Annotated in this window: 19 protein-coding genes; 17 read left to right on the top strand and 2 right to left on the bottom strand. The window is 37.5% G+C overall.

All coding sequences use genetic code 11. From position 1 onward, the window contains the following. The first annotated feature begins 72 nt into the window (after window positions 1-72). Window positions 73-3,099, top strand: coding sequence for an ATP-binding protein (locus G7061_RS01915; protein ID WP_166118257.1), 3,027 nt, complete (start codon window positions 73-75; stop codon window positions 3,097-3,099). A 304-nt stretch (window positions 3,100-3,403) separates the two neighbouring features. On the opposite strand, the gene G7061_RS10980 is transcribed toward G7061_RS01915, so the two are convergent. After that, complete coding sequence (locus G7061_RS10980; RefSeq protein ID WP_370456903.1) at window positions 3,404-3,754, bottom strand: DDE-type integrase/transposase/recombinase; 351 nt, start codon at window positions 3,752-3,754, stop codon at window positions 3,404-3,406. A 630-nt stretch (window positions 3,755-4,384) separates the two neighbouring features. On the opposite strand from G7061_RS10980, the gene G7061_RS01920 reads away from it, so the two are divergent. The 16 genes from G7061_RS01920 (at window position 4,385) to G7061_RS01995 (ending at window position 21,180) form a co-directional block, all read left to right on the top strand. Then, entirely contained in the window at window positions 4,385-5,359 is a 975-nt protein-coding gene (locus tag G7061_RS01920) for a PD-(D/E)XK nuclease family protein (protein WP_205700104.1), read from the top strand. A 21-nt stretch (window positions 5,360-5,380) separates the two neighbouring features. Further along, complete coding sequence (locus G7061_RS01925) at window positions 5,381-7,099, top strand: DUF262 domain-containing protein (protein WP_166118260.1); 1,719 nt, start codon at window positions 5,381-5,383, stop codon at window positions 7,097-7,099. A gap of 88 nt (window positions 7,100-7,187) precedes the next feature. Next, window positions 7,188-8,048 (top strand): hypothetical protein, encoded by an 861-nt coding sequence (locus tag G7061_RS01930; RefSeq protein WP_166118263.1) that lies wholly within the window; start codon window positions 7,188-7,190, stop codon window positions 8,046-8,048. Next, window positions 8,041-9,537 carry a hypothetical protein gene (locus tag G7061_RS01935; RefSeq protein WP_166118266.1) on the top strand — a complete coding sequence of 499 codons (1,497 nt, stop codon included), beginning with the start codon at window positions 8,041-8,043 and terminating at the stop codon, window positions 9,535-9,537. The genes G7061_RS01930 and G7061_RS01935 overlap by 8 nt, the downstream gene beginning before the upstream one ends. 446 nt (window positions 9,538-9,983) lie before the next feature. Beyond that, entirely contained in the window at window positions 9,984-10,184 is a 201-nt protein-coding gene (locus G7061_RS01940; protein WP_166083200.1) for a hypothetical protein, read from the top strand. A 159-nt stretch (window positions 10,185-10,343) separates the two neighbouring features. Next, entirely contained in the window at window positions 10,344-11,753 is a 1,410-nt protein-coding gene (rlmD, locus tag G7061_RS01945; RefSeq protein ID WP_166118269.1) for a 23S rRNA (uracil(1939)-C(5))-methyltransferase RlmD, read from the top strand. A 228-nt stretch (window positions 11,754-11,981) separates the two neighbouring features. Further along, window positions 11,982-13,520 (top strand): DEAD/DEAH box helicase, encoded by a 1,539-nt coding sequence (locus G7061_RS01950; RefSeq protein WP_166083261.1) that lies wholly within the window; start codon window positions 11,982-11,984, stop codon window positions 13,518-13,520. Then, the gene (locus tag G7061_RS01955) at window positions 13,520-13,717 is read left to right on the top strand and encodes a YwbE family protein (protein ID WP_159634224.1); all 198 of its coding nucleotides are present in this window, start codon (window positions 13,520-13,522) and stop codon (window positions 13,715-13,717) included. Before G7061_RS01950 ends, G7061_RS01955 begins: the two co-directional genes overlap by 1 nt. A 152-nt stretch (window positions 13,718-13,869) precedes the next feature. Next, entirely contained in the window at window positions 13,870-14,841 is a 972-nt protein-coding gene (locus G7061_RS01960) for a tRNA-dihydrouridine synthase (RefSeq protein ID WP_166118272.1), read from the top strand. Between the two features lie 126 nt (window positions 14,842-14,967). Next, window positions 14,968-16,089 (top strand): MucBP domain-containing protein, encoded by a 1,122-nt coding sequence (locus tag G7061_RS10820; RefSeq protein ID WP_205700105.1) that lies wholly within the window; start codon window positions 14,968-14,970, stop codon window positions 16,087-16,089. A gap of 90 nt (window positions 16,090-16,179) precedes the next feature. After that, window positions 16,180-16,854 carry a DNA alkylation repair protein gene (locus tag G7061_RS01970; RefSeq protein WP_166118275.1) on the top strand — a complete coding sequence of 225 codons (675 nt, stop codon included), beginning with the start codon at window positions 16,180-16,182 and terminating at the stop codon, window positions 16,852-16,854. 196 nt (window positions 16,855-17,050) lie between these two features. Continuing rightward, window positions 17,051-18,067: an acetamidase/formamidase family protein gene (locus G7061_RS01975; RefSeq protein ID WP_166118278.1), complete on the top strand. Its 1,017-nt coding sequence runs from the start codon at window positions 17,051-17,053 to the stop codon at window positions 18,065-18,067. Window positions 18,068-18,161: 94 nt separating this feature from the next. Then, a complete protein-coding gene (locus G7061_RS01980; RefSeq protein ID WP_159639671.1) occupies window positions 18,162-19,613 on the top strand; it encodes a DEAD/DEAH box helicase in 1,452 nt (483 codons plus the stop codon). A gap of 1 nt (window position 19,614) precedes the next feature. Then, window positions 19,615-20,409 (top strand): helix-turn-helix domain-containing protein, encoded by a 795-nt coding sequence (locus tag G7061_RS01985; RefSeq protein ID WP_370456899.1) that lies wholly within the window; start codon window positions 19,615-19,617, stop codon window positions 20,407-20,409. Window positions 20,410-20,452: 43 nt separating this feature from the next. Further along, complete coding sequence (locus G7061_RS01990) at window positions 20,453-20,830, top strand: VOC family protein (RefSeq protein WP_159645576.1); 378 nt, start codon at window positions 20,453-20,455, stop codon at window positions 20,828-20,830. Continuing rightward, the gene (locus G7061_RS01995; RefSeq protein WP_166118285.1) at window positions 20,827-21,180 is read left to right on the top strand and encodes an MmcQ/YjbR family DNA-binding protein; all 354 of its coding nucleotides are present in this window, start codon (window positions 20,827-20,829) and stop codon (window positions 21,178-21,180) included. Before G7061_RS01990 ends, G7061_RS01995 begins: the two co-directional genes overlap by 4 nt. A 42-nt stretch (window positions 21,181-21,222) precedes the next feature. Here G7061_RS01995 and G7061_RS02000 read toward each other — a convergent pair whose 3' ends face one another. Beyond that, complete coding sequence (locus tag G7061_RS02000; RefSeq protein ID WP_166118288.1) at window positions 21,223-23,142, bottom strand: heavy metal translocating P-type ATPase; 1,920 nt, start codon at window positions 23,140-23,142, stop codon at window positions 21,223-21,225. Window positions 23,143-23,199: the final 57 nt, after the last annotated feature.

The raw sequence follows: 23,199 nt of genomic DNA on the forward strand, positions 1-23,199 counted from the left end.
TAAATAGTTGATGTAAGAGTTTTTACTTAATGAATTTCATTAGCGACTTTAAATAGGGGGGGAGCAATTACGATGAACGGAAAACAAAATGTATTGGATGCATGGATTTCAATTGAGCAATTTTCTGAAGGAGATATTGATTTAAAGGAAGGAGGAAATGTAAAGTATAAACAATTGCCAACTTCATGTGAAAACTGGACTACTTTCTTTGCAAATAAACTAAACGAATTCAAGGAACATAGAAAACTACCAGAGAAAAAAGTAAAAAATTTAGGCTTCACTATTTTTTTTGATGTTTTTAAATTTGATAATTTAATAAATGAGTTGTCTGATAAATTTCGGTTGCCTGAAGAGTATAGAGACGATAATAATTTAAAAAAATTTACGTATTGTTTATCGTTTATAACTACAGGTGATAGTTTCAAGTTAGTTGATAAATCAATATTTTACACAATAAGTGGATATGCGCATCGTAATGGAGAGTTTCCAGTTGAAATTTCAAACGAAGAAGACGATCTAAATAAGCGTATGGCGGAATTATTTGAATATGATTTTGAAAAAGGGATGTTCGAGTTAATTGAACAAGAGGCTAGACTATCAACTCAAAACTATTATGAAATTCAAGAAGATGTAACAAAAAGAGCTCCTTTTTTACACTCATTTTATATTGACGACTTAAATCTAGCAAAAGGCAATGAATCGGATAATATAAATCGTTACTTATTTGGATTTTCGGGAAAAGGAACTAACTTAGATAGCAACAAGGAGAGTAAATTATTCAATGCAAAAGACATTACTGAAACTCTTGAACCTAAAAACTATCCATTAGGACGTTTTCCATCTAATCCAGAGTGGGGATTGTCGTTAATGCAACAAGTTGCTGTTAATGTAGCAATCAATGATAAAAATAACATTATCGGTGTAAATGGGCCGCCAGGAACAGGGAAAACAACACTTCTGAAAGATATTTTTGCAGAGCTAGTTGTGCGTCAGGCATATGAAATATGCGAATTAAACGATAAGCATTTAAATGAAACTGCTACTTACTATATGAGTGGTAAAATTGCCCAAATGCCAAATCATATAATGGACAAGAATATTTTGGTTGCGAGTTCTAATAATGGAGCAGTTCAAAATATTGTGAATGAGCTTCCACAGAAAGAACAAATAGACAATCAATTTCTAAACAGTATTCTAGATACTGACTATTTTGCGAATAATGGAAATTGGGGGATGTTTGCGATTGAAGGTGGAAAAAGTGAAAACCGTAAAAAAATGATCGAGACAGTAAAGCAGATGGCTAAAGTACTAAAGTCCGCTGATTTTGTTTCAAATGAGGACGTATATCATAATTTTACTAAACAATATAAACTCGTGAATGCCATGCGGCAAGATGCACAAAAAATTGCAGATATTCAAAAGAAACTTCTTCCATTAGAAGATAAACTGAATGAAAAAACAAAAAAATTTCAGCGAGAACTTTCTGAGAAAATATCTGAGTTAAACGAAAAAAAAGCCCGAAGAGAAGAGTTGATGCAGGAGATAGATGATGTAATTGAATTGATAGAAACTAAATTGCACTCTTTGGATGTTGATAAAGCTAATATCATGGAGCAATTAGAATTGTCAAAATTGAACTTGGAGGCTGTAAAGCAGCAAAAACCAATTCTGTTTTGGTTACTAAAAATTATAAATCATAAATCTACGTATACTTATTTAGAACAACTTTCAAGTGCTTCTAACTTGTTAACTGAGTTACTTATAAATTATAAAAATATAGAGGAAAGCTATAATAATGAATTTAGAGAGTTAGAGAAGATGCGAAATTTGAAGGGGAAATGCGATGAAGAAATGGAATCTTTCAATACTAAGTTCCGGACTTGGAAAGATAAAAGTAGGGAAAAATTAACCGAATTGAAATATAGAATAAGTTTATTGAAAGAAGAAATAAACACGTCAAACTTTAAACCGCTCGATTTGACACAACCATACTCAAATTTGCAACTAGATAATCCATGGTTTGACGAATCATATCGAGTAGAACAAACAAATTTGTTTATAGCAGCAATTGCTGTAAGGAAACAGTTTCTATATGAAAATGTGAAAAGTTTGAATGGTAGTTGGATAATTTGGAATAAAATTCAAGATTATGCGACTCCCGAGAAGAAATATTTAATTACATGGGCATGGAGTTGGATAAATTTTGCAATTCCAGTAATAAGCACTACATTTGCAAGCTTTGGTGGGATGTTTAGACATATGGGCATAGGATCAATTGCCAACCTCTTTATTGATGAAGCGGGTCAAGCAACGCCACAGTCAGCGGTTGGTGCAGTTATACGTAGCAAACGAATCATGGCGGTAGGTGATCCTTCTCAAATAACTCCGGTAGTACCGTTGAGTAACGGTATTATTGGACTAATTGCTTCTCGCTATACTGCTTCGGAAAATATTGTAAATGGATACTCATCTGTTCAAACTCTAGTAGACAAAGCAAGTCAATTTGGTTATCGAAAAACAGAAGAGGAGTGGATTGGAATGCCACTGTGGGTGCATCGCCGTTGTCTAGACCCTATGTTTAGCATTTCAAACGAAATTTCTTATGGAGGACAGATGGTATTGCCCCCAAATATGACTAATCCCGGAAAAGGGAGTTGGATTGACATTAAAGGAAAATCAGATAACAAGTTTGTTAGAGAGCAAGGTGAATTTCTAAAATCTAAGATAAGTAGCATACTTGAAGATAAGAAAGAAGAACAACCGAGCATTTACATTATATCTCCATTTAAAAACGTAGTTATTCAATTACAAAAAACGTTAAGTACAATTGGTTTTAAAAAATCAAATGTAGGAACAGTTCATACGTTTCAGGGAAAAGAAGCAGATATTGTTTATCTCGTCTTAGGCGCAAGCACGGATGAGATAGGCGCAGCTCGTTGGGCTATTTCTGAACCAAACTTGATGAACGTTGCAGCTACACGAGCCAAGAAAAAATTCTATATCATTGGTGATAAGCAATTGTACAAATCATTTAACTCGGAAGTTGTAGAAAAAACTTTGGTCGCTCTTGATAAGTCACAGCAGACTAGTGCTAAGTAAGAATAATAATTGAACAGTTTCCACATTGGTTCGATGTCAATAAACTGGACAGCATTTATGAAACTAATTGAATAAATTTAAGTTTTTTAATCAGGTGATAACCAATCGCTGTACGATTGAGGTCTGAACGGATTATAGAAATCATTGATATAGTTGAATAGACATTTCTGGCAATCTTCGATTTCTATAGAGGAACGTCGATTTGTTTCTTCATGTTTTAAATATTTAAAAAATAAATATATAACTGCGTTGTCCCAAGGATATGATTTTTTTGAGAAGGATTGTACTATGTTATAGTCATCCATTACTTTTCTTTCATTGAAAGAGTGATACTGTAAAACGGGATCCGAATGGAAGAGCAATTTTCCTTGAGGCTTTCTTGTTTTGTACGTATCATAGAAGACATTAAGTTTAAGGTCGAATTCATTCGATTAGAAAGCTTCAATACAATGATTTTACGAGAATAAAAATCCATAATAACGCAATGATATCGAAATCCTTTAGACGTTTTAATATAAGTAAAATCACTAACGAATAGTTTATTTGGTTCTGAAGGACTGAATTCTTGACTAAGACAATTAATACTCTCTCCATTATTAGTATGTTGAGAAGCTTTGAATGAAGGTTTATCAGTTGACGTACGAGGTAAAGACATAGACTTTAAGAGTCTGCAAACTTGTCTAAAACTAATGGATATGCCATATTCAACAAAAAGACGACGATTGAGCTTTATAGCACCTAATTGCTTATTGTATTTTATGTAAAGATCCAAAAGATGAGACCTTTTCTTCTGATTTCTATTATCGCGTTTTGAAGGTTCACGTTTAAAGAGTTGTAGTAGGTAAAACGGTTAACATTTAGAGCTATACAAAGACGTGATATTTTGTGTCCTGATTTAAGGAACTCGATAGCTTTTAGTCGTTGTTTGAGTGTGTCGTGAATATGGCAATTGTTTTTTAGATGAGGTTCTCTTCCTTGAATAATGCAGCTTGTTTTTTGAGTTCTCAAACTTGTTTAGAGAGTGGAATCGCTCTACTATCTGTTTCGACTTCTGAATAGAGTTTAATCCATTTATGAAATGTGTAGGGAGCAACACCATAACCTTCGAAGAGGCGAAGCTAAGTTTGACCATAATGATAGAGAACAACAATTGATTTCATAAAACCTTCAGAATATCGGGTTCTTTTGTTTGACATAGATAGGTTTTTCATTTGTTTCTTATAGTGAGTGTTTTTCCTGTTTACTGTCCATATTTACAGTATAGTACCAATAAGGAGGTTAACTAGTGGATATAATCAAATTGAAAGAAATGCAATATGATGAGTTACGTGTTTTGTACAAGCAGCATCTACATAGTTTGAACATTTCAAAAGCAACCATAAATACTTCTTCCGTAGATACCTTCTATTTATGGAGAAAGGATAGTAAAATCCTTTTCTGGGATACAGTCTTATCTAATGATTTTGAGACTGAAGCTAGGTCAAGATTATTGAAAGTTCTTTCTGAACACTCGTCAGGTAATGCTAATGCTCTGGTAAGTGGCTATTTGTCTCACCTAAGAAAGTTTCGTTCGTATATAAATTCTGATAGTGCTTTGGAGCAATATGAAAACAATCAAGTAAAAACAGAAAAAAGCACAAACTTACGAAGAACAAACAAAGATATTGTCATCCCTTCTCCAACGGTTGAGCAAGTTGGGATTTATCTTACTAAGTGGGAAGGTCTTGAAAATTATCATTTACAAGAAGATGCTCTCAATAAACTATTTCTAGAACTGTGTTCAAATAATACAGACATTGTAGATATTTTGTTAAAAGCATCAACACTTAATGATTTTTACAGTACGAACATTTTCTCGATCTATCCGGTAGCTAAACATATACTCTCTTTAAATATTGATACGAGACTCGATGCTGGCGATGTTACTTTAGTCAGAGATATCCAGCATGTGACGATTAGTAATAAAAAGAGAAGTTTTTATTCTTTTGCCACCAAATATTGTAGCCATCACAATCCACTTGATTATCCTATATATGATAGCTACGTTGATGAGGTTCTACGATATTTTAGAAATCGTGATAACTTCTCAGATTTTCAAGATGGCGATTTGAAAGACTATGTTAAATTCAAATGTATACTGATAGATTTCCGTGTCTTCTATGGTTTAGATAAGTATAATCTGAAGCAAATCGACCAGTACGTTTGGCAGCTTGGGAAGGATTACTTCCCGAAGAATTATAGGAAGAAAAAAACAAAATAAAGGGAAATTGGAGAGAAACTTATGACATATGAGAAGAAAAATATAAGAGCTGTAATCGAAGAAATAAATAGTCGCAAGATTTATCTTCCGGCAATACAAAGAAAATATGTTTGGGATGATGATCAAATAACACGTTTAATGGATTCTATCATGCTTGGATATCCCATAGGAACTTTTCTCTTCTGGAAGGTTAGAAAGTCAATAATTAATAAAAAAGAGTATTCAATGTACGAGTTTATAAAGGATTTCCATGAAAGAGATGTCTATAAAAATCCATCTGCACCACAGCCATTTCCTATTGGAAGTGATGAAGAAACAATATGGGCTGTTCTTGATGGTCAGCAGAGGTTAACCTCACTATATATAGCTTTGCAAGGTAGTATGAGTAGGAAGTTACCAAACAAACGTTGGAAAAACGATGATGCATTCCCTATAAAAGAATTGTATTTAGACCTACACAGTCAGAGAAATGAAGAAGAAGATATTTCTTACGAGTTTAAATTTCTGACACAAGAAGAAGCTAAAAAACAAAAAGATGATAAGCTATGGTATCTGGTTAAAGATATATTAAAGTATTCTCAGGATGAGCTTGTAACAGATTTAATTATTCCGAACGAATGGTCATCGGATAAAGTTGCAATGAAAAATTTATCTTTATTACATACCAGACTTGTTGGTGATGAAATAATTAACTATTTCGAAGTTCAGACGGACTCTATCGATAGTGTCCTCGATATATTCGTTCGTGTTAATTCTGGTGGTACAGTTTTATCGAAGAGTGATTTGTTGTTCTCTACCATTGTTTCGCATTGGGACAAAGCTAGAGATGAAATAGATAAATTGCTTGCAGAAATTAATAAGATTGGTGAAGGGTATAAGTTTTCCAATGATTTTATAATGCGTACATGCCTATATGTCCTTGATATGTCTGTTACGCTTAAAGTTGAGACATTCAAGAAGGAAAGCGTATTAAAGATAAAAAGTAATTGGGAAAACATTCGTAAGGCCATTAAGGACACAGTAGATTTACTTAATGAATTTGGATTTAATTCAGAAAACATTATATCCTATGTGGCTGTATCGCCAATGGTATATTATCGTTTTAAAGGTGGAAATTTTGATGCTGAAAGTAAGTCTGAATTGAGAAAGTATATAGTTATATCGCAGGTAAGACAGGTGTTTGGTGCTGCTACAAACTCAGCCCTTGCAAGCATACGAGAAGCTTTGAAAGCAGCTCCAAAGGATTCGTTTAAGATGGGTAATTTACTAAAAGTACGCTTTACCGGTGAAAGAACATTACGCTATACCTCTGAAGAAATAGATGCAATGTTTGATACATATGAAATTGGTGCATATACATTTATGTTGTTATCCTTAGTGTATCCAAATTTAAAATACAGCCAGAAGGGGTTTCATCAAGATCACATGCATCCATATACTGGTTTTGAAGAAAGTAAGATTGCAAACCTCAAGCTTCCTGATGGCTCGGTTATTGATGATGTTAGAAAAGAAGAATGGAGACGCAGGAGAAATACATTGGCGAATCTACAATTATTAGAAGGGCGCGAGAATGAGAGAAAAAATGCGACACCTTTAGTAGATTGGATTAAGGTTAAAGCTAATAGTGAGAATACTAAATATATGCCGAGTGATTCTTCTTTTGAACTATCTCACTTTGAAGATTTTATGGCTAAACGGCAAAAATTAATGAGTGATGCCTTGAAAGCAATATTGCTTTAAATGGTATATAGGTAAGGCACTTAGGTTTGGCTCAAGCAAAGGAGATTAAAACTCTACTACGATAATAAATTATGGGGAAGGGAATCACATGTTTAATGCAAAGTTAAGAAAAAATGCAATCGACAATTTTAATGCAGCGGTTGAACGCTATGAGAAAGTCACCAATGATTTAGTTGAAAACACGAATGTTCTTTATAAAGAACGCGAGAAAGCTTTAAAACTTGTTAAATTAATTGAAAAACGAATTAATCAATTGGTAAACACTCCAAAGGAATTCAAAGTAACCCTTCTAAAAATTGAAATTGAAGTGAAAAACTTCAAGATAAAACAGCAAGAAATTAAAAAGGCAGAAATTGAAGCAAAAGCAGCTTCTGGAGGTTCAGGAGCTGGTGCAACATTAAGTGCTCTTGGAGTTGCCGTAGCAACAATGGGTCCAACAGCAGCAATGGGCATTGCAACTACTTTTGGTGTTGCATCAACAGGTACTGCTATCTCTACTTTATCGGGAGCCGCTGCGACAAATGCTGCAATGGCGTGGCTTGGTGGTGGTGCATTAGCAGCTGGTGGTGGAGGAATAAGTGCCGGTAGTGCACTCCTCGCACTAGCAGGACCAGTAGGTTGGACAATTGCTGGTGTTATGCTCGCAGGTTCGGTTGGCTCAGGTCTGTATGCTAGTCATAAAAATAAAGAAACAGCGAATGAGCTAATTGTTGAGAGAGAAAATCTCGAAAAAATAATTAGAAAATTTAATACTATGAACTCAGAAGTCAAAGCATTGGTGGAAACTACCAACACTCAATTTACTGGAGTAATTAAAGCAGAAAAAGATTTGATAGGAAGTGATTATAGTCAATTCTCCAAGGATGAGAAAATTCAAGCTGGATTGCTTGTGAATTCAACTTTAACTTTGGCACAACTTATTAATAAGGAGCTGAAATTAGATGATTAGTGAACAGATTATTGATAAAAATGTTGAACAAGGTTTTGCTTCATATGTCGATTATTTAAATAATATCCGATTAACAGATCTGATGAATACATTAGAATCAATTCTTACCAGTGAAACAGATAAATTATCAGACCTAGCTACTAAATCAGCAAATGCATTATCAAATCTAGATTGGGCGAAAGCAGAAATCGATAATCTTATCAATATTAATCGTGGTGGAGATACGGGAGTACATGGGTTTATTTCGGAGTTTGCGGAAACTGGTATAAGAAATGCAAGAGATGTTTTTCAAGGACTGCAAAAAAGCGTAGTACTACTAAATGATAATGGACCTGCGGATATTCTACTACAAGGCAAAGAAATGCAAATGAAATTTTATGCTAATATCCAAAGTGAGATTAAGCAAGCATCCAATTATGATAAGATGATTATGATTTTTCCAAAGGACCATGTGGAAGTCATAGAAGAAATTATGAGTGGCGCAAAATCTGTGGAAATTAATGGAAATATCTTGTCTAACTCCCAAGTTAATAATATTAGAAAAGCCATTGAAGACGAGAGTGCTCTACGTGGTGTTCCTCATTATGAATGGTTGAAATCATCAGTTCTTAAATATGAGGACGTTCAAAAGGGAAGAATTAACAAGACGCTATCAGGGGAAGCAACCAACATAAATAAGCAAACGGCTCAACAAAAAACTGATATTAAAAAGGAAGCGGATAGCGATAGATTAAAAGCCAAACAAAAAGCAGAACCAAGCTTTGGAGAAGCATCCAAAGTTGCTGGGATAGGTGCAATGGTACAAGGTGGTTTTAATCTAGGAATATTTGTCTATCAAAAACACAAGCAAGGAAAAGAAGTCTGGGATTTCGATATTGAAGATTGGAAAGAATGCGGACTAAGTACAGCTAAAGGCACTATTAAAGGTGGAGTTTCTGGATATGCAATATATGGATTAACCAACATTTGTCACCTCTCTGCACCAAGTGCTGGAGCAATTACCTCAGGAACTTTTGGGTTAAGCAATGCCATCATCAAATATAGAAATGGCGATGTTGACACAGATGGATTTATAGATTTAGTAGTATTAAATGCTATTGATGCAACAGGTGCTGCTATTGGTGCTGCAATAGGACAAACAGTTATTCCAATTCCAGTTGCTGGTGCTTTGGTTGGTTCAATTGTTGCAACCATAGCACTAAGTCTTGGAAAAGGCGTTCTAAACAAGCACGAAATCGAAGTTATCAATATTTATCAAGAAAGAATTAATGCATTTGTTGATAAATTGGACAAAGAATACCAAGTGAAGCTCGATGAGCTTTTGAATAAATATCACAAACTTGGGGAATTGCAGCAATTCTCGTTTGACTTCAATATCAATGTTCAGTTAAGATTTGTTTCTTCTATTAATATAGCGAAGTACGTAAGAGTTCCGGAGATAAGCATTCTCAAAAATGAAGATGAAATTGATAAATACTTTCTATGTTGACATGTTCCCACATACGAAGCCCTTAGTTGATATCTTCACTCGAAAAGAATAATATTCAGGTTACTAATGTTTGATAGCTATGACTTCCTCTTAACACACGTGGAAACGGTGGTATTGCTAAAAATGGAAGAAGTGGCAGAATTAAAGTAAATAAACTACAATATTGAACGGACCACATTATAGTGGTCACTAATTTATATCATTCTAAATATATTAGTGTTTACTTTATGTTACGAACTCAGTCAGTCGACTGTTTAAATATGTTAATTGCGTATGGCGTGAAAGCAGAACTAATATAAAATAAGAAAGAGGATAGATAAATGATTTCTAATGAACAAATTGCACATGATTTGGTAATTGTATATTTAACAAATCGGTATGGGTTTGAAGTTGTTGGAAGTTTTGATGTATCAGGAGATTGAGAATCAGTTTTAGGAAATGGAAGCGTGGAAACAATCAGGATGCCAGATATCGATGAAGAACGTAAAGTAAAAATAAAAACTGGTAATAAGAAGAACTTTGGTCCCTTTAAGTATGATGAAAAAGTTAGAGTCGTGGATGGATATAAAGTGGACCCCAGATTTACTGAAATGATACGAGATTATAAAAATGCATACGCAAAAATAATTGAGTTATTGAGTGTATAGAAATACAAGATTTATTGAAAAATAGTTTCTAATCTAAAATGCGTCGAATTCCGGCGCTCTTTTTAGTTATTAAGGTAAACAAAAAAGCTAATAGGTGTTAATTTACATAATTTATCGTATAATGATAGACGATTAAATTTACAAAATTGAGGTGAAACAATGAAGAAAATTACATACCCAACTGAAGTTCTTGATGTCACGATTGATCACATAGATGAATATGGATATGGATACGCACGTTATACACATGCGCCGGAAAAAGGATCACAGGGTCGACGTTTGAATCTTTTTATTACAAATGTTGTTCCTGGAGATGTTGTTCGGGTGAGTGTACCGAATGCAAAGGGACGAGGAAAGGCTACACTTGGTTACGATACATTGCTCCAACCGGGGCCAACTCGTAATATGGATGTTCCCATCGATGAATCGGTTTCTGGTGGTACACCGCTACAGTACATGCAATATGATGCACAACTCCAATTCAAAGAAAATATGGTCAAACAGTATCTGGACGAGGAAGGTTTTGATACATCATTGGTTCAACCAATCATTGGAATGAAACAACCGGAGCGTTATCGTAACAAGATGGAGTTAACGTTTGGTGTGAATGGTGAGTTAGGCATGACGCAACAAGGAAACTTCCGCAAAGTTATTGACCTTAAAGATTCGGTTTTAATGCCGGAAATTATGGTAACGGTGAAACATGCCGTTAGTGCTTGGCAACATAAATATGAACTTTCTGGATACAATAAAGAAACAGAAACAGGTTTGCTGCGAAATCTCATGATGCGTTACTCATTCACGACCCAAGAGTTAATGGTTGTTTTCTATGCAACACAATCACCAGAGAATTTTCCAAAGGCAATCAAAGAACTTGTTGAAATCATGACCACACAATTTGATTCATTGGTCAGTCTGCAATGGATTGAACATGCGGAAGCGGTAGAACGTATCCAAGCAGATGCCGTTCATATCTTGCATGGTCGCGATTATTTGGTAGATGTCCTTAATGGCTTTAAATATCGAATCTGGCCCGATACTTTCTTTCAAGCAAATCCAGTCCAAGCAGAAAAACTTGTTGACTTGGCACTTGAGATGGCAGACGTGAATGATTCAATGAAAATGTTGGATCTATTCTGTGGTGTTGGTACCTTTAGTTTACCTTTTGCGGCGAAGAGCCAATCTTTAGCGGGAATTGAGATTGTGGAAAACTCTATAATATCTGCGCGTCGTAATGCCCATGATAATGGCCTGGAGAATACCTACTTTATGACAAGTGATGCCCGCAGTGGGTTACCCAAACTCAAAGAAGAATGGGGACAACCGGATATTCTACTCTTAGACCCACCACGTAGTGGTGCTGGTGGAAAAGTTATGCGAAGTATTGGTCGTTTTGGTACTGATAAAGTTATCTATGTCTCGTGCGCACCGAAGAGTTTAGCACAAGATATTAAATCACTACGAGATTTTGGATATGAACTGGTATCGGTTCAGCCCGTTGATCAATTTCCACATACCGCACATGTGGAGACTGTAGTCTTACTTCAAAAAACACAAACTGCACAATAATCCAAGAAAGAATTACAAGATGATGCATCATAAATGCGGATAGTATCGAAAGACTCGTTCTCTAAAAAGACGCTTTAGTTTACTTTCTTCGTGAAAAAACGTATTATTAATGCATTGAGTCATTCATTTGTACAAAAACATTAGTAGATGAATAAGAGTGGTCACACTCTTTTCTTTTGGTCGGAATAATTACCGAAAGATATCACAATTAGAAAAGAAAGAGAAATTATGGAATTTAAAGAATTAGGAATTATGCCTGCAATCTTAAATGCACTGCAGGATACAGGCTATACACAGCCAACACCAATCCAAGAGCAAACTATCCCGGTCACATTACAAGGTCGTGATGTTTTAGGGTTGGCACAAACAGGAACAGGTAAAACTGCAGCGTTTGCTGTACCAACACTACAACTTCTTGCTACAAACCCACGCAAAGATCGTCGTCGCCCAATTCGGGCTTTGGTTTTGACACCGACACGAGAACTAGGGATGCAAGTCTACGAGAGTTTTGAAACATACGGCCATCACTTGCCCCTCAAATCAACCGTCATCTTTGGTGGCGTTGGTCAAGGAAAGCAGGTCAGTGCTTTGCGTGCAGGGGTCGATGTTCTGGTCGCAACACCCGGACGCTTGGTTGACTTAATCAATCAAGGTTATGTTGATCTATCATCAATTGAGATTTTTATTCTTGATGAGGCAGACCGAATGTTAGATATGGGATTTATTCACGATATTCGTCGTTTGGTAAAACTGCTTCCAAAAAAGAAACAAACACTCTTCTTCTCTGCAACAATGCCAAAAGAGATTACGGATATCGTGGACGGCTTATTAATTGATCCGGTCCATGTATCTGTAGCTCCTGTATCTTCTACGGTTGAGACCGTAACGCAAACAGTACAATATGTTGATCAGGTCAACAAAATACATTTGCTCGAAAGATTCACGAAAGCAAATCCTGGTCCAGTGCTTGTATTTACACGAACAAAACGTGGAGCAGACCGTGTCGTTCGTGACTTGATGCGTCGAGGTGTATCAGCACAAGCTATTCACGGTAATAAATCACAGAATGCGCGTCAAATGGCTCTCGATAATTTCAAAAATTACGAAACCCAAGTCTTAGTTGCAACAGATATTGCTGCACGAGGCATTGATATCAATGAATTAAACTATGTCATTAATTATGATATGCCAGATGTTCCAGAAACGTATGTACACCGGATTGGTCGTACCGGACGTGCTGGTCACAGCGGGAACTCCCTTTCATATGTAAGTTATAATGAGATTCCGTTGCTTAAAGACATTGAAGCATTGACGAAACAAAAAATTACAGTCCTTGAAAACCTCGACTTCCCGTTGGAAGATAAAACACCGAAAGCTAAACCGGGTCAAGGTGGACGTAAGAGTGAAAAAAATCCAAGCAAACGCGATCTTGAACGCCAAGAAGCCAAACGTGCCAAACGTCGTCGTTTTGATGATTCGCCACGGGTTGAATCCGATAAGTCGGCATCCAAGGTCAATGCACGCAAATCAGGTAAGAAATCTGACCGTCGCTTCTCCGATAAACGCTTTGATGCGAACGGTGAGAAAAAATATGACCGTCGTGATAGCCAACCCGCTAAACCGAAAAAAGTAAAAGGTACTGGGAAACCGAAAGATCTCAATATGCGCGGGGAAGCACGTACAAAAAATGCCTCCCGCTCATTCACAGAGAAACCATTCTATGCCGATCGAAAAAAAGGAAACGGCCCGAAACGAGGTAAACGTTAATGGATCCAAAACTTCGTAAAAACATCCAACCCGGACTCCGTGTGTTGGTGGTACAAAAACAAGACCAACGTACGGGTAAGACGACTGAGGGTATCGTTCAACGTCTTCTTACAAACTCCGCAAATCATCCACATGGTATCAAAGTCATGTTGGAAAGTGGTATTGTCGGCCGCGTTTGCGAAATTTTAGAATCTTAAAAGAAGGGATGCCACGGCATCTCTTTTAATGCGAGGGTTAACTGCTTGAAAAAAATCAAAAAAAATGTGACAATAACACGCGAGAGTTAGTATAAAATACAAAGAAGAGAAGCAACAGGCATGATGAAGTCCTGTTATGAGAGGATTTCCCCATGAAGCATAATTTTTGGCAAGATTTGCCTAAACCATTTTTTATCTTAGCACCAATGGAAGACGTTACTGACGTGGTCTTTCGCCATGTTGTTGCGAAAGCAGCTCGCCCCGATGTTTTCTTTACAGAATTTACGAATAGTGAAAGCTATTGCCATGCCCAAGCGCGTGATAGCTTACGTGGCCGCCTCTTATTTACCGAAGATGAACAACCGCTGGTTGCACATATTTGGGGTGATCGTCCTGAATTTTTCCGAGAAATGAGTATTGGAATGGCAGAAATGGGATTCAAAGGTGTCGATATTAATATGGGATGTCCAGCGCCCAATGTTTTCAAACATGGTCGTGGCTCAGGACTGATTAAAAGACCAGAAGTCGCTGCGGAAATAATTCAAGCGGCTAAAGCTGGTGGATTACCTGTAAGTGTCAAAACACGTTTGGGAACATCTCGTGTTGAAGAATGGCGCGACTGGTTAACCCATATCTTCAAACAAGATATTGCGAACTTATCCATCCATTTACGAACGAAACGTGAGATGAGTCAGGTTGATGCACACTGGGAGTTAATTCCAGAAATAAAAAAACTCCGCGACGAAATTGCGCCAAATACCCTTCTAACAATAAATGGTGATATTCCTAACTATCAAGTTGGGATGGAACTTGTGGAAAAGTATGGTGTTGATGGGGTGATGATTGGCCGTGGAATTTTCCACAATCCATTTGCGTTTGAAAAAGATACGAAAGACCACAGTCCGAAAGAACTTCTTGACCTCTTCCGTTTCCACTTAGATGAATTTGATAAATATGCAAAGGATGAACCAAGTGTGTTCAAACCACTTCGTCGCTTCTTTAAAATTTATGTTCGTGATTTTCCAGGAGCAAGTGACCTTCGTGTTCAACTCATGGAAACTACCACAACAGATGAAGCACGTGCAATGATCGATGCCTTTGAAGCATCTCATGACTTCTTTTAAGATTTAGAGCCTGTGAATGGAGACATTCACAGGTTTTTCTTAATTATTAACTATGTATTAAAATTATTGATTAAGAATAAGAAAGTATGGTAGACTTCGATTATAAACATAACCGGGGGGATTATTATGAAAAAAATCTTAGCATCATTGATGATGGTTATACTCGTATTGGGAAGCGTTGGTTACACTAAAGCAGAATCTTCAAATTATGAGATTCCGATTATCGAGTATAAAACGAATTTAATAGCAGCAAGCAAAGGTGAAGAAATTATGGTTGTGAATCCGCTGGTTGAGGATTCAGGAACCCTAAGCCCATCCAATCCAGTTTTTACTGCAAAAAGCTCAGAAGTGATAAGTCCGATGGAAACAGTTGCGAATCCCTTCTATCCGACACCAGCCGACGGTACGTATGCATTCTATTACACATTGATAACATTTACAGATGATTCAGCAATTGCTTATTATGGCACAACTGTAAATTATAACGAAATCGTCGCCGATGCCGATGCAAAGGGATTAGTTATAGATGGTGTTCGTGTGATGTATGCACTCGCACCAACGAACACAGTGACTTATACCTTGATAAATGCTGATGGTAGTGAAGAAGTACTTTTAACTGAAACAATGACAGGTCGTCACTTAGTTAGCTTTTATGATGACAGTGAACCTGCGATGCAAATTGATGTTCCAGCGGATTCAATGGCATTCAATAGTATTGTGGGTGACTACATCGTAGTTGGTCCATTTGGAGAAACACCCATTGACTTTGTTGAAGGAGACCAGACATACAATGTTCAATTACGTCAACCTGTTAATACATTTAAGTTTGTTGATGAGGAAGGTAATGCATTGATAGAAGATGTCACCATCACAGGTAAAGTTGCAAGTGCCTATGAGATACTCGCACCGAAGATAGATGGTTTTAAACTAAAAGCAGGTAATATTCTAAGTGGTATTTATGATCGTGTTGATCGCGAATATACGATTGTTTTCGAGAAAGATGCTGTCAAGCCAGTCGATCCCGTCAAGCCAGTTGACCCTGTCAAACCAGTTGACCCCGTCAAACCAGTTGACCCTGTCAAACCAGTTGATCCTGTGAAACCAGTTGAACCAGTTAAACCGGTAGTGCCGAAGGACCCACAAGAAGGGCTTCCTAAAACAGGAATGAGCGATAAACTGCTTAATATCGGAGCAACACTCGTTGTTGTAGGTACAGGAATCATCATTTACAAAAAACGTGAATCATAAAATGAGCTCGGATTATCCGAGCTTTTCTATGCACTGCAGTGGCTTGAATTACCAATCTATTTTATAATGTTGCAAATGGAGGCAATCACTATGACCTATGAAGAAACGATGGAATTCCTTAAGACACATGCAAGTCCATCCCGCCGAAAATCAATGATCAAACAAGGAGCACCTGAAACAACATTAGGTGTAACGTTGGGCCCAGTTCGAAAACTCGCAAAAACAATGGGAATCAATCATGAACTCGCCCTTCAGTTATGGAAAAGTGAAGTCGTGGATGCGCAACTCTTAGCGGTCATGCTTCTGGACCCGAAACAAATATCGGTAGTAACAGCCATCTCAATGATCGGTCAAGCAGCATATGAACCGTTACAAGATGATCTCATGTTTCGAACACTTGTAGCAATCCCTGACTACGATTTATTAAAAAAAGAACTTAAAGCTGATTCTCGGGATGCATTTCAACGTGCGTATTGGAGTATGATTGTGTATGAAATTGGCAACGATAAGATGATTGATTCAGCTCGGATTGAAGGTATATTGGAGACTGTTGAAGCTGAACTTGTAGCATCACCACCACAAACGCAATGGATGATGAATCGAGCTTTAAGTGAAATTGGCTTTCGTTTTTCGGACTATACTCAAAAGTGTATTACAATTGGTGAGACGTTAGGTGTCTACCGTGATATGAAAGTTGCGCCAGGATGTACGTCAGCGTATGCTCCGGCATGGATCGAAGCTGTCGTAAATCGGAAACGGAAATAATGAAAAAACAATCTGACAGATTCTTATACAATGACGCAAAATACGTGAAAAGACACGGATAGCAAAAAGGGATAAAACTTCGAAAATTATCCCTTTTTCTTTGTCCAATATGGTAAAAGCGTTCTGAACCCATGCAAATTATAATAAGAGTACAAGGAGTATAGTCGCAAACCTATACAAAGTCATGGTGATACTTATGAGTCAAATACACAAACTACCCGCAACTCCCCACACGGTACATTGGGGATATTATGACAAGAGTTGGCAACCGGCACTTGTTGTGAAATCAGGCGATATCGTAGAAATTGAAGCAATATGCCATCAATCAGGAGATGCCCCCGAACTCTTGATGGATGAAGCAATTACTGCAATTTATGATGCATTCCCAGATCGTAATATGGGAGATCACATTGTGACGGGTCCAATTTATATCGAAGGTGCAGAACCTGGAGATGTGTTGGAAGCCAAAATACTTGACCTACAGCCTCGCATGCCCCATGGTTCGAATGTTCTTGCGAACTGGGGAGAATTGGCAGATGCATTCGACCAAACTGAATACATCTATATCTATAAGATCAATGATGATGGCGTTACGGCATCCCCAGAATTTATGTATACATACCCTGGGAAAATTGAAAAGCCTGGACAAATACGCCATGAACATGAAGTTGAACGCATTACAGTCACTGATGCCATCAAGGTGCCGCTTAACTTGCATTTTGGTATTGCAGGAGTGACACCTAAAGAAACTGGGAAAGTCGATACAACTCATCCCAAGTATTTTGGTGGGAATGTGGATAATAAAAACTTTGTTGTTGGTACGTCCATGTATTATGAAGTGAATAATCCCGGAGCGGGTTTTTATGTTGGAGACAGCCATTTTGCTCAAGGGGACGCTGAGCTTAGCGGAACGGCGATAGAAGGCAGTGTTAATGGTCGTATTCAACTCGTTCTTCATAAAGATATGAAACTTAAAGAGAATCCAATATTAGAAACTGATACGCATTGGATGGTCCACGGATTTGATGCAGATTTAGATAAAGCAACGCACCAAGCTGCATTAGAAGGTGTTGAGTTTTTAGCCCAGCATTATGGTGTATCTCGCACTTTGGCGTATTCGATTTTGAGTGTTCATGCGGACTTTCATATTAGCCAAGTGGCGAATGGTGTAAAAGGCGTTCATTGCCGGATTCGAAAAGACATCTTCCAATGAAATTGACCGAATCATAATTACGGATTTATTTTAAACACGCAAAATTGCGTGTTTTTTTCTGAGATAGGTTATAATACGTACAAGAGGTATAAATATGACATCATTTAATAAATTTGGACTGGATCCAAAAACATTACAAGCACTAGAAACATTAGGCTATACAGAGCCAACCGACGTACAATTAGAAACAATACAACCGATTCTTGAAAAGCGTGATGTACTCATCAAATCACAAACCGGAAGTGGAAAAACAGCGGCGTTTGGTATTCCCGTTGTAGATAGAACATCGTGGGATATTCGAACACCCCAAACGATTGTCTTAACACCAACCCGTGAGCTTGCATTACAAGTCCGTGATGAACTCACTAATATTGGCCGTAATAAACGCCTTAAAGTTCAGGCAGTATACGGGAAAGACTCCTTTGAGCACCAACGTCGTGACTTGGCACAACGAACCCATATTGTTGTGGCAACACCTGGTCGTCTTTTTGATCACTTAACACAAGAAACAATTAACGTCTCCGAAGTTACGACAGTTGTTTTGGATGAGGCAGATGAAATGCTCAGTATGGGGTTCTTAGATCAAATTGATGATGTTTTACAATATATGCCTGAGGGAATCCAAATTATTCTGTTATCTGCAACATTCCCAGAAGCAATTAAAACATTTGCTGAGAGTATTCTAAACGATCCAATCACAGTAAGTATCGATGCCAAAAACGATGTTAGCACACGAATTGTTCAGGAAGCATACACTGTCGACGAGGATGATAAAATTGCGCTTTTAGAAACGTTGTTGATTGTGAAAAACCCAGATCACGGTCTGATTTTTGCAAACACAAAAGAAAAAGTAGATCAAATTGAGCAACAACTTCACGAAGCAGGTGTTGATATTCGTAAGCTTCATGGTGGCATGGACCAAAAAGAACGAACCAAAACAATTCATGCATTTAAGACGGGTCAATTCCGCTTCTTAGTTGCGACAGATGTTGCCTCACGTGGACTTGATATTGATGATGTTAAAATTGTCGTCAACTTTGATACACCACACCATTTAGAAACTTATACCCATCGTATTGGGCGAACAGCTCGTCTGGATAAAGAGGGACTTGCAGTTTCATTGTTGAGTCGTGATGATCAATATTGGATTCAAGAGAACGGGACAGATTCAACCTATGAAATTTTAGATATGAAGCATCCAAGTCCATCTCTTGTGGAAGCACGTAAAGAAATGTTCTTGAATAAACAAAGTCGTAAACAAAAACCACGAAAAACAAAAGCAGCAAATTTTGATGCTGAAATTATGAAACTTCATATTCGTGGTGGAAAAAATCAAAAAATTCGTCCAGGCGATATTGTTGGTGCAATCACAAGCCTTGCAGGAATGAATGCGGATGATATTGGCGTTATTTCAGTGTTGGAAGATTCTTCGTATGTTGATATTCATAATGGTAAAGGAGAACAAGTTCTCAAACACCTTAAAACACATTCTATTAAAGGGAAACCACGTCGCGTTCAAAAAGCGGTCAACGCGTCCTTGCGATAATATGTATACGCCTGTTCAAATACCTACGTATCTTCATGATACCTTCTCGGAATATATTAATTACTACGAAACCGAATTGCCGTCATTCGATGCGTGGGTTATTTGTATGTGGCATTTTCATCAAGTCAAGCCAATACCTAAAGGCCATTCCGTTACAAATATCATTGTTGCGGATGCCTGTATAGATTGTATTGTTGATCAAAAAAACCAGACAATCTTTTTGTCTGGTTTATCGACTATGTATCATGATGTCATTACCGAACACCCGGGCGATTCATTTGGCATCAGAATGCGTCCAGGGGCTGCACATGCGCTTTTTGGTATCCATGCAACTGAAGCCATGGATAAACCGTTTGACGTGACAGATCGTCTTGTAGACTCATCTTTTTGGAATCTTAGTGTTCAAGAACAAGAAGGTGTGCTCACGACAAATCTTGAAACGCTAAGTATTAAAACAACATCGCATCAAGCACTCGAATGGTTTGAGGTACTTTTCAATGATCTTTACTTGTGTAGTGTTGATACAATTTCAGCACATTTTGGTTATAGCTCCAAGCATATGAATCGTCTGTTTCTACAATATTATGGGATGAACGTTAAGGCGGTGGTGATGGTTATCAGAATGCAAAAAGCACTGTCTCATCTAATCAATGACCCATCCGAAGCGTTAACGACATTAGCATTAGAGATGGGCTACTACGATCAATCCCATTTCATTAATGACTTAAAGCTAAATTTAGGAATGACTCCTTACGCCGTATTAAAACGGCTTGAAGATGTCCATTTTTTCCAATAGAATTTAATAGTAAACTGCGATACTAATATTAAGGAGGAAAACGATGAAACTAGAACGAATGACACCGAATTTAATGGTAAGCAGTATTGAACAAAGCATTCACTTTTATCATAATACGCTTGGATTTGAAGTTGTGGATCGTGTCGAGAATAATTTTGTCATTTTGGGGCGTGACGATGTCTTGATTATGATGGAATCAATGGAAGCAATGGTCCAGGAGTATCCAGTACTCAAACATGACGACCTAAAGGCTAGTATTGCGCTCTATTTTCGATTTGATGACATTGAAGCACTCGTAGCAACCTTAAAGGAAAAAGGCTATCAAATGCCAGATATCTACGAAACGTTTTATGGAACGTTGGAAACTTATTTAGTTGATCCGGATGGTTATGTATTAACACTCTCAGGTGAAAAACAATGAGCCCGCAAGCAGTAAAAGCGCTTTGTGAATCATTTCCAAGTGCGCGTTTCGAATTTAAAATCGAATGGGAAACCGAAGTTGCATTTGTAGCAGATAAGCTCTTTGCACTTCATGGTTTTGATAAAGAAAATTATCGGATTTTAACGTTAAAAGCAAAACCAGAGGATGGTGAGTATTTGCGACAGAACTATGAGAGCATTATTACAGCGGGTTATCATATGAATAAACGTCATTGGATATCGATTCGTTTGGATGAAATTCATGACGATGGACTCGTACAACAACTTGCTTTAAACTCATACAATCTCATTGCGGATAAATTACCCCGTCGTATTAGGGAAACATTGTAAAAAAGAGACTTCCATGGTGGGAGTCTCTTTTTTTTAAGTTCGTTATTCTTTGGTGTTCGCAAGTAGGCGTAAGCCGTTGAAGATAACAACTAAGGTACTACCTTCGTGAACAAGGACACCTAATGGTAATGTCATTTTGCCGAATATGTTCAAGAGAACTAAGGTTAAAACAACCAACATTGAGAACCATATGTTCTGCATGACGATTTTATCAAGTCGTTTGGAGACACGGTGTGCATATGCGAAGTTTGTCATATCATTTTGCATGAGTACGGCATCAGCGACATCGATAGCGATATCAGTTCCATCACCCATTGCAACTCCAATATCTGCTTTTACAAGTGCAGGTGCATCGTTAACGCCATCACCAAGCATGGCGACAACACCATATTTAGCTTGCAACGCTTCAACAATTGCTGATTTGTTTTCTGGTAAGACGTTCCCAATAACTTCATCGATACCGATTTGTCGTCCAACAGCTTGTCCTGTCAGTTCAGAATCACCAGTAATCATAACTGTATGAATGCCTTGACTGCGTAAGTATTTGATAACAGCAACTGATTTCTCATTTGGAACGTCCATCATTGCAATCATTCCAACTACAAGGTCATCAGCAGAGAAGTAGACAACAGTCTTACCGTCATTTGAGTAACGGTCATTGTGGTCTTCAATGGCATCTGGAACATTATCAAATGTTTCGGGTTTACCGATTCGATAGTGGATACCTTCATGACGCGCAATGAGTCCTTTTCCAATGACATTTTCAACTTCAAGTTCATAATCAAATGTTGCGGAGTAGTAATTTAAGATTGCATTCGCTAATGGGTGGTTTGCTGTTTTTTCCATTGCAACAATCACATCTTCGTACAGAGTCATTGTTTCTTGATCGATATCTTCAGTAAAATAGATGTCAGTAACGACAGGTTTCCCAGCTGTCAATGTACCCGTTTTATCAAAAGCAACAGCTTTAACTTCGCTAAGATTTGATAAGAATGATCCCCCTTTGAAGAGAACACCACGTTTTGCTAAGTTTGAAATAGCAGATAGTGTTGCAGGAATCGCAGCAGCTGCTAGAGCACAAGGTGATGCAACTGTTAAGAAGACCATGCCGCGGTAGAAGCTTGTATCCCAACCCCAACCGAGAACAAATGTTCCGAGAAGAATAAAGATTGGAACAATAATTAGAACGATTGTAACGTAGATTGGTTCGAGTTCTTTAATTTTTGTAGCCGTTTTAGAAAGGTTGGATTGTGATTGATTAACCAATTCCACAATTTTAGCAAAGACGGTTTCAGAACTGTCTTTCGTAACTTCCATAATAAATGTTGAGTTTCCGTTAATGGTACTTCCAAAGACTGTATCACCGGTTGTTTTTTCACGTGGAATACTCTCTCCGTTAATGGATGACTCATCAATGGTTGCGACCCCAGAGATGATCACACCATCGGTAGCAATCTGGTCACCGTTTAGAACTTGAAGTTGATCCCCAACTTTTAGTTCATCGACAGCTACGACTTCAATGGTTCCATCTTGGAGCATTCTGCGTGCTTCGGTAGGATTCATTTTGAGAAGGTTTGTAATTTCTCGTTTACTACGATTTTCTGCGTAGTCTTCAAGGAAGTGAGCTGCAGCAAAGATAACAATCAGCAATGCACCTTCTTCAAAGTTACCAATGAGTGATGCCCCAAATGCTGCAAGTGTCATTAATATATGGATGTTTGGTGCAAATTTCTTTAAACGCCGTGTTTCGGTAATTGTACTTCCAAATCCTTCGATAATAATGTGGTATCCCGATGCCAACATTGCAACAAAGTAGAATGTATTCTGGAGCATCCCTGCTTGTAAGAATAATGCCCCGATAAAGAAACCGAGTCCAATAAAGAACATAATTACTGGAAGGTTTCCGTGGTTGTGATCGTGATTGTGATCGTGTCCATGTTCGTGTGAATGTTTGTGTGCCATATGTTTACCTCCTTACATATGAGTGTGTGTTCATATGTTCATTATAAACGACAATTC

This window comes from Erysipelothrix sp. HDW6B, from assembly GCF_011301115.1.
GTDB classification, from domain to species: Bacteria; Bacillota_I; Bacilli_A; order Erysipelotrichales; family Erysipelotrichaceae; genus Erysipelothrix; species Erysipelothrix anatis.

Coding starts and splice junctions, on each gene's coding strand:
- G7061_RS01975 (WP_166118278.1), top strand. CDS start 17,051: ATGAGTCAAATACACAAACTACCCGCAACTCCCCACACGGTACATTGG.
- G7061_RS01950 (WP_166083261.1), top strand. CDS start 11,982: ATGGAATTTAAAGAATTAGGAATTATGCCTGCAATCTTAAATGCACTG.
- G7061_RS01970 (WP_166118275.1), top strand. CDS start 16,180: ATGACCTATGAAGAAACGATGGAATTCCTTAAGACACATGCAAGTCCA.
- G7061_RS01935 (WP_166118266.1), top strand. CDS start 8,041: ATGATTAGTGAACAGATTATTGATAAAAATGTTGAACAAGGTTTTGCT.
- G7061_RS01990 (WP_159645576.1), top strand. CDS start 20,453: ATGAAACTAGAACGAATGACACCGAATTTAATGGTAAGCAGTATTGAA.
- G7061_RS02000 (WP_166118288.1), bottom strand. CDS start 23,142: ATGGCACACAAACATTCACACGAACATGGACACGATCACAATCACGAT.
- G7061_RS01995 (WP_166118285.1), top strand. CDS start 20,827: ATGAGCCCGCAAGCAGTAAAAGCGCTTTGTGAATCATTTCCAAGTGCG.
- G7061_RS01980 (WP_159639671.1), top strand. CDS start 18,162: ATGACATCATTTAATAAATTTGGACTGGATCCAAAAACATTACAAGCA.
- G7061_RS10980 (WP_370456903.1), bottom strand. CDS start 3,754: ATGTCTTTACCTCGTACGTCAACTGATAAACCTTCATTCAAAGCTTCT.
- G7061_RS01915 (WP_166118257.1), top strand. CDS start 73: ATGAACGGAAAACAAAATGTATTGGATGCATGGATTTCAATTGAGCAA.
- G7061_RS01985 (WP_370456899.1), top strand. CDS start 19,615: ATGTATACGCCTGTTCAAATACCTACGTATCTTCATGATACCTTCTCG.
- G7061_RS01955 (WP_159634224.1), top strand. CDS start 13,520: ATGGATCCAAAACTTCGTAAAAACATCCAACCCGGACTCCGTGTGTTG.
- G7061_RS01925 (WP_166118260.1), top strand. CDS start 5,381: ATGACATATGAGAAGAAAAATATAAGAGCTGTAATCGAAGAAATAAAT.
- G7061_RS01960 (WP_166118272.1), top strand. CDS start 13,870: ATGAAGCATAATTTTTGGCAAGATTTGCCTAAACCATTTTTTATCTTA.
- rlmD (WP_166118269.1), top strand. CDS start 10,344: ATGAAGAAAATTACATACCCAACTGAAGTTCTTGATGTCACGATTGAT.
- G7061_RS01930 (WP_166118263.1), top strand. CDS start 7,188: ATGTTTAATGCAAAGTTAAGAAAAAATGCAATCGACAATTTTAATGCA.
- G7061_RS10820 (WP_205700105.1), top strand. CDS start 14,968: ATGAAAAAAATCTTAGCATCATTGATGATGGTTATACTCGTATTGGGA.